9 protein-coding genes are annotated in these 11,699 nt (G+C 61.8%); 1 reads left to right on the top strand and 8 read right to left on the bottom strand.

Translation table 11 applies throughout. The features are described 5' to 3' along the window. Positions 1–53: 53 nt before the first annotated feature. Complete coding sequence (locus ACOQOQ_RS09645; RefSeq protein ID WP_420566784.1) at positions 54–2,408, bottom strand: DUF1989 domain-containing protein; 2,355 nt, start codon at positions 2,406–2,408, stop codon at positions 54–56. A gap of 62 nt (positions 2,409–2,470) precedes the next feature. Further along, a complete protein-coding gene (locus tag ACOQOQ_RS09640) occupies positions 2,471–3,814 on the bottom strand; it encodes an NAD(P)-binding domain-containing protein (RefSeq protein ID WP_420566783.1) in 1,344 nt (447 codons plus the stop codon). Between the two features lie 171 nt (positions 3,815–3,985). On the opposite strand from ACOQOQ_RS09640, the gene ACOQOQ_RS09635 reads away from it, so the two are divergent. Further along, on the top strand, positions 3,986–5,293 hold the full coding sequence (locus tag ACOQOQ_RS09635; RefSeq protein WP_420566782.1) for an ABC transporter substrate-binding protein: 1,308 nt from the start codon (positions 3,986–3,988) through the stop codon (positions 5,291–5,293). Here the strand turns inward: ACOQOQ_RS09635 and ACOQOQ_RS09630 are convergent. The 6 genes from ACOQOQ_RS09630 to ACOQOQ_RS09605 form a co-directional block, all read right to left on the bottom strand. After that, positions 5,241–5,966 (bottom strand): FadR/GntR family transcriptional regulator, encoded by a 726-nt coding sequence (locus tag ACOQOQ_RS09630; protein WP_420566781.1) that lies wholly within the window; start codon positions 5,964–5,966, stop codon positions 5,241–5,243. The two genes, ACOQOQ_RS09635 and ACOQOQ_RS09630, sit on opposite strands and share 53 nt — an antisense overlap. 96 nt (positions 5,967–6,062) lie before the next feature. Next, positions 6,063–6,947: a formyltetrahydrofolate deformylase gene (gene purU, locus ACOQOQ_RS09625; RefSeq protein WP_420566780.1), complete on the bottom strand. Its 885-nt coding sequence runs from the start codon at positions 6,945–6,947 to the stop codon at positions 6,063–6,065. Positions 6,948–7,027: 80 nt separating this feature from the next. Continuing rightward, positions 7,028–7,930, bottom strand: coding sequence for a bifunctional methylenetetrahydrofolate dehydrogenase/methenyltetrahydrofolate cyclohydrolase FolD (gene folD / locus ACOQOQ_RS09620; RefSeq protein WP_420566779.1), 903 nt, complete (start codon positions 7,928–7,930; stop codon positions 7,028–7,030). Next, positions 7,927–8,484: a sarcosine oxidase subunit gamma gene (locus ACOQOQ_RS09615; protein ID WP_420566778.1), complete on the bottom strand. Its 558-nt coding sequence runs from the start codon at positions 8,482–8,484 to the stop codon at positions 7,927–7,929. Before ACOQOQ_RS09615 ends, folD begins: the two co-directional genes overlap by 4 nt. Then, on the bottom strand, positions 8,477–11,410 hold the full coding sequence (locus ACOQOQ_RS09610; RefSeq protein ID WP_420566777.1) for a sarcosine oxidase subunit alpha family protein: 2,934 nt from the start codon (positions 11,408–11,410) through the stop codon (positions 8,477–8,479). The genes ACOQOQ_RS09615 and ACOQOQ_RS09610 overlap by 8 nt, the downstream gene beginning before the upstream one ends. Further along, positions 11,407–11,697 (bottom strand): sarcosine oxidase subunit delta, encoded by a 291-nt coding sequence (locus ACOQOQ_RS09605; RefSeq protein ID WP_420566776.1) that lies wholly within the window; start codon positions 11,695–11,697, stop codon positions 11,407–11,409. Before ACOQOQ_RS09605 ends, ACOQOQ_RS09610 begins: the two co-directional genes overlap by 4 nt. Positions 11,698–11,699: the final 2 nt, after the last annotated feature.

Genomic DNA, 11,699 nt, shown 5'->3' with positions numbered 1-11,699 from the left:
GGGTTAAAATTTGGCGTTTCCCGCCTTTTGTTGTTGCCTCCCGTCGCGGCCCGTCAGGACCGCGGACGTTCCTTTTTCGGGTCGTAATGAGGGAAGGGTGAAATCCGGGCGGACAAGCGTTTCAGATGCCCGTCCAGCTGGCCCACCTCCAGGGCCGTTCCCTCTTCGGCATGGGCCACATCGACCCGCGCCAAAGCGATTACCTTGTTCAAACCGGGTGAGCGCATGGCCGAACAGATCTGACCCACCTGCGCGCGTCCGATCCGCAGACAATCGCCATGAACGGGGACGGTCTGGCCCTCGATCTCCAGCCCCACGAATTTACGGGACGGAGTGTCCTTGCGCCGTTGCAACGCGTCACGCCCGACAAAATCAGCGGTTTTGGATTTGATCGGCACGGTGAACCCGATGCCGGCCTCCCAGGGGTCGGTCTGATCGTCAAAGTCGTAGCCGGCGAAGACCAGCCCGGCCTCGATCCGTACCAGATCCAGCCCGGCCAGCCCCATGGGTTTGATCCCCATCGGCTCACCGGCGGCAAACACGGCATCGAACACGGCCGCGCCGTCCTTGGGATGGCAGAAAATCTCGTATCCCAGCTCGCCAGTGTACCCGGTGCGCGACAGCACGACCGGCGCGCCTTCGGGCCCGCCCAGACGGCCCACGGTAAAGCGGAACCAGCCCAGATCGGCCACGGCGGGTTGATGCGGCGGGGTCCAGATGATCTGATCCACCAGCTCGCGCGATTTGGGGCCCTGAACGGCCAGGTTATGCTGCTGATCGGTGGACGAGCGGATCATCACGTTCAGGCCCAGGCGCTCGGCCTCTTCGCGCATCCAGGCGCCGCCTTCGTCGCTGCCGCCGATCCAGCGGAAATTCTGATCACCCAGACGGAACAGGGTGCCGTCATCAATCATGCCCCCATGCGGATAGCACATGGCAGAATAAACCACCTGACCATGCCCCAGCTTGGAAACGTTGCGCGTCAGCACCCAGTTCATCAGCGCCTCGGCATCGGGGCCGGTGACCTCGAACTTGCGCAGGGCGGACAGATCGCAGGCGATCACGTCCTGACGGCAGGCCCAGTAGCTTTCGACCGGGTCGCATTCAGGAAAGGAATTGGGCAACCAGAACCCTTTGTATTCCACGAAATCGCGGGTCAGTTCGGCGAATTTGGTATGAAAGGCGCTTTGACGGGTCATTACGGGCTCTGCGTCTGGGGTGGCACGCCAGGCTGCCGCGCGTTGGAACCGCTCGGCGCCGTCATAGGTGCGCACGTGAATGTCGGAAAGGTGCCAGCCATTGGCAGCCGAGGTGTCATCGGGACAGGCCGAGCTGACGCAGACCAGTTCGGTCATCGCGCGCAGCAGCACATAGTCGCCGGGCCGGGACCAGGGTTCATCGGCGTACATCACGCCGTGCTCGTCGATCCCGGTGTTGAAGAAGAAGTTCGCCGCCATCCAGCCCGCGCGCGCAGGCACGCCATGCTCGGCCAGCGCGGCGTTGAAGTTGTCACTGCAATTGGCGTGACCGGGATACCCCAGATCGTCGTAGTATTTCGCCGCACAGGCCATGGCAAAGGCGTCGTGCCGCCCGCACGTGTCCTGAATAACCTCGACCAGCGGGGTGAAATCCTGATCGAAGTATTTCGCATGCAGGCCCGGCATCGGGTAGGCATGGCCCTGAATAGTGCGCGTGGTGGTCACATCCAGCGGGTTAGCGATGCCCTTGTCCAGTTTGCGCGCGTCAAAACACTGAAAATCGGTGCATTGGCGCCCATCAACGTCCAGCACCTGGATATAGTCTCCGGCTTTTACGCGATAGGCCTGCGCCGTGGCAGATTTCACCCGCAGATCCAACACCGGGTCAGCCAATGGATCTGGCAAGGCGTACTGGCCCACCTCGCGCGGGGTCGCGCGGGTGATAAGCACGCTTAGAGGGGTCGCCGTGTCTTGCCGTTCGAAATCCATTGGCGCGCCGGGGGCCGAGATCACGGCCCAGCCAGCGCCTTGCACGGTAAAGAACACCGCCTCGCCCGCGCGACTGGACGGGCCGAACAGGCCAATGGCCCGCGCGCCGTCCAATTTTACCCCACGGGTCGCCAGTTGCTGACGCAGCCTGGGTGTCAGGGCCGCCTGCAACCCGTCGGCCGCGCAATCCGCCTGCCAGCCCAAAAGCCCGCAATCCACGCGCCCGTCCGGGTGCGCAGCCAACAACTCGCATCGCTGACCACCTTCGTCGTTGATCAACTCGATCCGATCGCCGGGCGCGATCTGCACCACGATGATGCCCGCACCGGGCACCGAGTAACGCTCTTGATTGCGGGCCAGACCATAGGCCGCCGCCCGGCGGGACCGGGTGGGGCTGGGCGCGCCGGGGCGAAACAGGGCAAGTGAGGATTCCAGAGGCATCTTCTGTCCTTGAAAAAGCAGAAAACCGGGGGACGGCGCACCGCCCCCCAAGTCGAGGAGGATCAATTCTGCAGGTAGGCTTCCAGCGAGTCGTCCAGCGCGTCCTTCCACGGGGTGTGGTGCACAGGCGCCATGGTCCCGGTGATGACCGACTTGTAGCTGTGGTTGCGGAAGGCCATGATGTCTTCGGCCTTATGGGCCTTCCATTCAAAGAACGCCTCGCAGGCCCCGTCCACATCAAAGCTGGGGTAATCCGTGTCGGCAATCAGCTCTTTGACGTATGCACCCTGATACTTGATGGCATATTTGACGTCATCGCTGGCCTCTTCGCGGGTCTCGCGTTCGGACACATCTGCCATCAGCACCTGCTTGTCGGCGGGCACTTCAATACGGCCCATGATGATGTCGCGGACATACCAGGCCTGGGCGTCGAACATGTTGAAGGTGAACCACTGATCCTGCATGCCCAAGTAGAACATCTTGGGATTGTGGACATAGACCACGCCCTTATACAGGTCCGCCGTGGCCAGACGGTTGGCGGTTTTCAGGCGCAGATCGTCGGGCAGGAACGGGAAATAGTGCTTGTAGCCGGTGCACAGGATCACCGCGTCGATGTCCTTGGTGGTGCCATCCGCGAAATAAGCGGTCTTGCCGTCCAGTTTTTCCAGCGCGGGCTTTTCTTCCCAGTTGTCCGGCCATTTGAAGCCCATCGGTGCCGAGCGATACGAGGTAGTCACGGTCTTGGCGCCGTATTTCCAGCATTGCGAGCCGATGTCTTCGGCCGAGTAGGACGAGCCCACCAGCAGCACGTCTTTGCCTTCGAACTCACGTGCGTCGCGGAAATCATGGGCGTGCACGATCCGGCCGTTGAACTGTTCGAAACCGGGATATTCAGGCACGTTGGGCGACGAGAAATGGCCCGAGGCGCAGATCACGTGGTCAAAGCGCTCCTTGTAAACCTCGTCCTTGACCATGTCGTGAACGGTGACGGTGAAATCGCCCGCCGCGGGGTCGTACTCAACCCAGCGGATCACGCTGGAGAACCGGATCCATTCACGCACGCCGGCCTTGTTCACGCGGCCTTCGATATAGTCCACCATCACGGCGCGCGGCGGGTAGGATGCGATCTGCTTGCCGAAATGCTCTTCGAAGGAATAGTCGGCGAATTCCAGACCTTCCTTGGGCCCGTTGGTCCACAGGTAGCGATACATCGAACAATGCACAGGTTCGCCGTTTTCATCGACGCCCGTGCGCCAGGTGTAATTCCACAGACCGCCCCAGTCCGATTGCTTCTCGAAACAGACGATCTCGGGGATGTCCGCGCCCTTCTGGGCAGCGGATTGAAAGGCTCGCAATTGGGCCAGGCCAGAGGGGCCAGCACCAATGACCGCAACGCGTTTCACCATCTTCAGTTCTCCTAGTTATCGGTATGAACCAATTGGTCCAACTGGTTCCTTTTCATGAACCAATAACAGGGAATCGATACTGGGGCGGTCAATGGTTTTTCTTGTCAGGAATAAATATTTCCTAATTTTTGACCCTGCCATCCTAACAAATAAGGCGATATAGATGAAAATATGAGCAACAGTTCCTTCGCACAGCGCCTGGCGGTAACTGGTTCAATGCCCCGGATGCGGGTTCAGAATCAGGCACCAATCCGAATTGGCTTCCTTACCCCCCTGTCGGGTCCCGAGGCAGACTGGGGCCGTCCGGGCCTTGAAGGCTGCCGTATTTGGGCCGATTGGCTGAATGGGCGTGGGGGGCTGATGGTCGCCGGGCGTCGCCACCGGATCGAGATCGTGGCTCATGACAGTGCGCGCGATCCGCAAGCCACTTTGGATGCTGCACGGGACATGTTGGATCACCAGCAGGTGCGGTTGTTTCTGACGCTGGGCGGTGACAGTTTTGCGCCGGCCCTGCCCTTTTTGATGCAGCGACGTGCACTGGTGGCGACCCTGCTGCCTTCGGATCTGTCACCGGACACGCCCTATCTGATCGCCCCTGCCGAGGTGCATCCGTTGTTCAACGTCACCGGGGTGGAGTATCTGGCCCGCACGCAGCCCCAAGCCCGCAAAATCGCCATGTGCAGCCAAAGTGACAGCCTGGGCCTGCCCTCATTGGCCGTCTATCGTGCGGCGTTTCAGGCGGCAGGACGGAACGTGGTCAAAGAGCTGCGCTATGCCCCCGACAACACCGACGCCGAGGGAATCGTGGCCGCGCTGCTGGCCGAGAATCCCGATGTCCTGTGCTGGTGCTCCTCGGCGCCGCCGATGATGCAGGCTCTGACCAAAGCGGCCTTTGATCAGGGCTTCACGGGCCAGATATTGGCCTGTACGGCCGACAACTATCAAAACATGATCGCACGCACCTCGGGCGAGTTCATGTCACGCTTTACCTTCCAGTTCCCCGATTTTGACGATCCTGAACTGGCGGACACGGCGTTTTTCTTTCGCCGGCCCAAAGCGTTTTTCGAGACCTACAACGACCGGTTTCCGGGCCTGTGGACGGCGGTCAGCTGGGAATATGCCTCGATCCTGGACCTGTGGCATAACGCAGTGGAAACCGCCGAAACGACCGAACCGGTGTCGGTTCTGGCCGCGATGAAACGCGCGCAGCAGATGCCTCATGCGTTCGGGATGGCCCAGTGGTGGGGCAAAGAGGTCTTCGGGATCGACAACGCGCTGGTCGGGGACTGGCCGGTCGTCACGATCAAGGATGGTCGCGCGCGGATTGTCGAGTTTGGTTCCGTCATCGACTGGCTGTCGCGCCACGAGGACCTGCTGAAAACTCAAATGGAGGCATTGGGCCAGATGTGGCACCAGCGGCTGGCGCCTAGTCCTCTTGCAGCAACAGCTTCTGATCTTCGACCAGAGCCAGCTTCATGAACTCGGTCGCCTCTTCGATATCGCGCGCGGCGATGGCGTTGAACAGGGCGTTATAGCTGCGTTGATAAGCTGCGATCCGCGTGGGCGTCAGGTGACGGCGATACATGGCCGCGCGAAAAGCCTGCCGGCGCGCATCGATCACCAGATTGTAGCAGGCGATCAGCAACGGATTCCCGGTGCCCTCGGCCAGTTGCCGGTGGAAGTCTTCCTCGAGCCGAACAAAGGCTGAAATATCGGCTTGCACGGCCTCCATCTTGGACAGGGTTTCGCCCAGGGCCTCGATCTGGCGGGGCGGCATCGAGATGATGGCCAGGCGGACCATCTCGGGTTCCAGAATGCCACGAACCACCTGCAATTGCAGCGGACCGGTATCGGCGGCCACCGGCGCGGCCGACGAGGTGGAGCCGCTGGGATCATAGGTAACGAAAGACCCCGATCCCGCCCTGCGCCGGATCATTTCGCGATCTTCCAACTGGTCCAAAGCCTCGCGCACTGTGTTGCGCGCGACCCCCAGATCCTGCGCCAATTGCCGCTCAGACGGCAAGCGTTCATCCAACCCATATTCCTGCGCCACGATCCGGCTGCTAAGCGTGTCGATGACATATTGCACCGTAGCCCCAACGGCGGGGGCGTCTGTGGGCTGATGAGCGGGACGGCGGCTGGAAACGGTCACTGGATGGGCATTCTCTGACACGGGCGCACGGCGCGCCCGGTCAAAGAATAGCGCGAAACCAGCGGGGGTTTCCAGATGCCCCGTTTGGAATGTGGCTTATCCCATCCGTTCCGACGAATAACTGCCGGGCGAGGCCGGAAAGACCACCGTTTTGTTGCCGTTCAGGAACACGCGGTGATTGGCATGGGCGTGAATGGCCCGGGCCAGGACCTGGCTTTCGACGTCGCGGCCCAAAGACACGTAATCGCTGGCCGATTGAGCATGGGTAACGCGCACGATGTCTTGTTCGATGATCGGGCCTTCGTCCAGATCCGCGGTCACGTAATGCGAGGTCGCCCCGATAAGTTTCACCCCACGCTCATACGCCTGTTTATAGGGGTTCGCCCCCTTGAAGCTGGGCAGGAACGAGTGGTGAATATTGATGATCTTGCCGCTCATTTTCTGGCACATCTCGTCGCTGAGAATCTGCATATAGCGCGCCAGAACGATCAGGTCTGCGCCTGCGTCCTCGACCACTTGCATGATCGCGGCCTCGGCCTGGGGTTTGTTTTCCTTGGTCACCTTGATGCAGTGGAACGGAATGTCCGAATTCACCACAACCTTTTGATAATCCATGTGATTGCTGATCACAGCCACGATATCGACCGGCAGCGCGCCAATGCGGACGCGGTACAGAAGGTCGTTCAGGCAGTGGCCAAAACGGCTGACCATGATCACGACTTTCATCTTTTCGCTGTCGTCATGGAAGCTGTAGGTCATGTCCAACGCGGCAGCCGTTTCGGCAAAGCCCGACTGCAGATCGTCCAGCCCCGCGCCCTTTTCGGACGCAAAGCTGACGCGCATGAAGAACATGCCGGTTTCAGGGTCGTCATATTGCGAACTGTCAGTGATGTTACAGCCGTTGTCGGCCATATAGTTGGCAATCGCAGCCACGATCCCGCGTTGGGATTGGCAGGTGACGGTCAGGGTATAAATGCTCATGTTTCGCTCCCATCAGGTTGCAAGGTTGGGTCCCGGCTCTGAGGTCCGGTGTAAGTTTGAAATTCGGTTTTCGGGTTCTGTCAGGCGGTCAGGCCCTCGGGTTCTGTAAGGCCATTGGCGCGGCAGCAGGCGGTCAGCGTGTTGGCCAGCAGACAGGCGATGGTCATGGGGCCGACGCCTCCGGGAACCGGAGTGATCGCGCCCGCCACGGCCGCGCAGCTGTCGAAATCCACGTCGCCAACAAGCCGGGTTTTGCCCTCGCCCTTTTCCGGGGCGTCGATGCGGTTGATGCCCACGTCAATCACGGTAGCGCCCGGTTTGATCCAGTCACCCGGCACCATTTGCGGCCGGCCCACGGCCGCCACAACGATGTCGGCGCGGCGCACCACGCCCGGCAGATCCTGCGTCCGGCTATGGGCGATGGTCACCGTGCAGCTGTCGCCCAGCAGCAGCTGCGCCATCGGTTTGCCCACGATATTGCTGCGCCCGATCACCACCGCGTTCATGCCCGACAGGCTTCCGTGATGGTCACGCAGCATCATCAGACAGCCCAGCGGCGTGCAGGGCACCATGCTTTTCTGTCCGGTGCCCAACAGCCCTACGTTTGAGATATGAAACCCGTCCACATCCTTGGCCGGGTCGATGGCGTTGATCACCAGATCCTCGTTCAGGTGGTCGGGCAGCGGCAGCTGCACCAGGATGCCATGCACAGCGGGATCATCATTCAACTGACTGATAAGGCTAAGCAAATCGGCCTCTGGTGTGTCAGCGGGCAGCTTGTGTTCGTACGAATTCATGCCGACCTCGACGGTCATTTTGCCCTTGGACCGGACATAGACCTGAGACGCCGGATCCTGCCCGACCAGCACCACCGCCAGGCCGGGTGTCAGCCCTTGTTCTTCCTTCAGGCGCGCCACGTGTTCTGCAACTCGCCCCCGAACATCGGCCGCAAAGGCCTTGCCGTCTATGATGGTTGCGGTCATGTCTGTGTCTCCTTCGTCAGTCGGGCCGCGGTCGTGGTCAAAGCGTGCCACAGGCTGCGGGCCGAAGATCGCATTCCCAATATCCTGCCTTGCCCTGCAGCGCTATGGATCAAATAAACGCCCATATGTTCGATCACGGTGCGCGTGGCAGAGCCCGGGCCGAATGCACCCAGATCGACATTCACCAGCCTTTCCAGGAACGGGGTCAGGTCAGGTGCGGTGATGTCGAACGCGACCCAGCCGTCTGTCTGTTCGGTGACCGAGCAAGCTGGGGTCTGGGCTGCCAGATCGGGCAGGAACCCGTCGTCAGCGCGACCTTCAAGCGTGATCATCCATTGTTGCGGGCCGGTCCAGAATGCGCCGGCCGTATCATTGGCAGTCCAGCCACCCGTCTGGGGCAGTGTAATTCCGAATGGCGATGGTTCAGCCGCGCCGCGCCGCAACGCCAGCGAAGCTAGCCCCAGCTGAGAGTTTTCCCGCAGTTCCAGATCGCCAAATCGGGCGTTTTCTGGCGCGGATTGGCCCAAGGCCGTGATGGGGATCAGATCAGTCACGCAAGCGCCCTCCGTCCGGGTCCACGAAATGCGGGGATACGACCCGCAGTCGGAAAGTTTTGTTTTCCAATGGGTTGGCGGCGACGATGACCTCGCCCTCGCGCGCTTCTCCGCGCTCCAAATAGCCCAGACCGATACCTGCACCGATATGAGGCGAATAGCAGGCCGAGGTGATCCAACCCTGGTCGGTTTCGGTTTTCTGATCGTCCCCTTCGGTGAACAGGTGCGCCCCTGCAATCACCGGATCATCGCCATTCAGCGCCTGCAAGCCGACCAGCACACGCGCGTCCTGCTGCAAACCCGCACGGCGCGACATGACCGCTCCGATGCTGTCCTTTTTCGACGATACCATCCGCCCCATGCCCAGCATTTGCGCGGTGGTCTGGCCGTTCAGTTCGTTGCCGGCCGCGTGACCCTTTTCGATCCGCAACACGCTCAGCGTCTCGGTGCCATAGGGGGTCGCGCCCAGATCAGCGCCGACCTCCAGCATCCGCGCCATCAGTGCGCCGCCATAACGCGCAGGCACCGCGATTTCATAGGCCAGCTCGCCCGAGAACGAGATGCGGAACAACCGCGCGCGCAGCCCATTGCAGACCGTCAGTTCAGCGCAGGCCATGAAGGGGAACGCCTCGTTCGAGATATCGCGATCATCCACGATCCGTTGCAGCAACTGACGCGCGTTCGGCCCAGCAACCGAGATCTGCGCCCAGGCATCGGTGGTCGAGATCAGCTGCACGTCCAGCTCGGGCCACAGGCATTGACGGGCGAACTCCATATGGCGGTAAACCGGCCCGGCCTGCGCGGTGGTAGTCGTGACGACATAGTGATCCTGACCCAGCCGTGCGCAGGTGCCGTCGTCCTTGGCGAACCCGTCCTCGCGCAACATCAGACCATAGCGAACCATGCCGACCTTCAGGGTTTTGAAACCGTTACAATAAAGACGGTTGATGAACTCGCCTGCATCGGCGCCCTGCACGTCCACCTTGCCCAGCGTGGTCACGTCGCACAGACCCACGCCTGAACGGGTGGCCAGCACCTCGCGATCAACAGATTGACGCCAGTGGGTTTCGCCCGGCTGCGGAAAATACTGCGCCCGCATCCATTGGCCGACCTCGGTGAAAACCGCGCCTTGGTCCTTGGCCCAGTAATGGGTGGGCGTCAGGCGACGGGGGCGGAAATTCGCACCGGTGTCGCCCCCACCCAGCACCGACAGGGACACGCCAGTATATGGCGGGCGAAAGATCGTAGAGCCCGTTTCGGGAATGGATTTGCCCGTCAACTCGGCCATCACGGCCAAAGCAGTGACATTGGCAGTTTTGCCCTGATCGGTGGCCATGCCCAGCGTGGTCCAGCGTTTCAAATGCTCGACCGGGCGCATGTTCTCTTGGTGGGCCAGCTTGATGTCCTTAACCGTCACGTCGTTCTGAAAATCCACCCAGGCGCGTTTCCTGCCAGGCACGTGCCAAATCGGCGCCGGAATCGCAGCATTGTCTTCGGCTGCGGGCAGATCGGGGGCCTTGGCAAGGATGTCCAGCTCGGCCAGGGCTGTGCGCGCGATCTCTGACCCCGAGCGCAGCGCGGCCCCGGTCGTCCCCTGCCCCGCTGCGGCACCCGCGACATGCATGCCGGGGATGGCGCCGCGACTGGGCAGGAAAGCTTGGAGGGTTTCGTTCCACACTGGCCGGCCGCGGTGATGCGAGGCCAGGGCGACGTTGGGGTTCCACCCGCCCGACACCGCCAGAGTGCCCGCCTCGACCCAGCGCGAGGTGCCGCCGTTGCTGATCTGCACGCGGGTCAGGCCCAGACGGCCCTTGGTGTCCGTGATGACCGCTCCGGCCTCTAGCGGGTAATCGCCCAAAGCCTGCGCGTCTGCGCGGGCGTCCACGACGGCCTTGATCCGGGCGCCTTTGGCCATCAGGTCCAGCGCGGTGCGGTGGCCGTCATCGTTGTTGGTGAACACCACTACATTGTCCGCGCCCAGTGCGGCATGGCGATTGGCAAAGCCGCGCACGGCCCCCGCAAGCATGATGCCGGGGCGGTCGTTGTTGGCAAAGGGAATATGCCGCTCGGTCGCGCCAGCGGCCAGGACGGTGCGCTTGGCGGTGATGCGCCACAATGTCTGGCGCACCTGATTGCCCGGCTCGGCCAAATGATCCGAGACACGCTCGACCGCGCCATAGATCCCGTGATCGAAGGCCCCGAACACCGTGGTGCGGCGCAGGATGCGGACGTTAGGCAAGCTGGCCAGCTCGGCCTGAACCTGTGCGATCCAATCGGTTGCGGGGGCATCGTTCAGCGGATGGGTTTCCGACAACAGCCGCCCACCAAGGTGAAAATCTTCATCGGCCAGAATGACTTGTGCCCCCGCACGCCCGGCCGTCAGAGCGGCGGACAAACCAGCAGCGCCCCCGCCCACGATAAACAGATCGCAATGCAAATATCCCCGGTCATAGCTGTCCGGATCGGGCTCCATCGACAACCGGCCCAGACCGGCGGCGGCGCGGATCATCGGCTCATAGAGCTTTTCCCAAAACGCTTTGGGCCACATGAACGTCTTGTAGTAGAACCCGGCCGCAAAGAACGGCGCGAACAGATCGTTCACCGCCAGCAAATCACGGTTCAGCGGGCCAAGCCGGTTCTGGCTGTCAGCCTGAAGCCCGTCGAACAGCTCGATCATGGTGGCGCGGGTGTTGGGTTCGCGCCGCGCACCACTGCGCAGCTCGACCATCGCGTTTGGCTCTTCTGATCCGGCAGCAAACACGCCGCGCGGGCGGTGATACTTGAAACTGCGCCCCATCAGACGCACCCCGTTGGCCAGCAGGGCCGAGGCCAGCGTATCGCCCGGATGACCGGTGAAATCCTTACCATCGAAGGTGAAGTTCAAAGTTTGCGAGCGATCAATCAGCCCGCCGGACAGCCGGGTCATTGTGCCTCTCCTTTGTGGTTCAGCGCCACGTCGCGGGCCAGTTCAGCGCCCAGGATTTCGTGCGTGGTGGTATCCCGGGTCACCACAAGCCAGGACCTGTCGCCCTGTTCGTGGAACCACAATTCGCGGTGAACTCCGGCGGGGTTATCGCGCAGATAGACGTAATCGTGGAACTGCGCCGCAGCGTCCGGGGCCATGCCATCGGGACGTTCCAGCAGACGAGCATCACCCAAGTAGGTGAACTCGGACGCATCGCGCAAACCAAGAAGGGGATGAGGGATCAGCATGG

The organism is Thalassovita sp., assembly GCF_965218685.1.
Lineage (GTDB): Bacteria > Pseudomonadota > Alphaproteobacteria > Rhodobacterales > Rhodobacteraceae > Thalassobius.
Note: the sequence above shows the minus strand (reverse complement) of the source record. Positions and strands in the feature narration are given on the sequence as shown.

Bases quoted from the DNA above. Each gene is read 5' to 3' on its own strand.
- ACOQOQ_RS09645 (WP_420566784.1), bottom strand. From the start codon at position 2,408: ATGCCTCTGGAATCCTCACTTGCCCTGTTTCGCCCCGGCGCGCCCAGC.
- ACOQOQ_RS09640 (WP_420566783.1), bottom strand. From the start codon at position 3,814: ATGGTGAAACGCGTTGCGGTCATTGGTGCTGGCCCCTCTGGCCTGGCC.
- ACOQOQ_RS09635 (WP_420566782.1), top strand. From the start codon at position 3,986: ATGAGCAACAGTTCCTTCGCACAGCGCCTGGCGGTAACTGGTTCAATG.
- purU (WP_420566780.1), bottom strand. From the start codon at position 6,947: ATGAGCATTTATACCCTGACCGTCACCTGCCAATCCCAACGCGGGATC.
- folD (WP_420566779.1), bottom strand. From the start codon at position 7,930: ATGACCGCAACCATCATAGACGGCAAGGCCTTTGCGGCCGATGTTCGG.
- ACOQOQ_RS09610 (WP_420566777.1), bottom strand. From the start codon at position 11,410: ATGACCCGGCTGTCCGGCGGGCTGATTGATCGCTCGCAAACTTTGAAC.
- ACOQOQ_RS09605 (WP_420566776.1), bottom strand. From the start codon at position 11,697: ATGCTGATCCCTCATCCCCTTCTTGGTTTGCGCGATGCGTCCGAGTTC.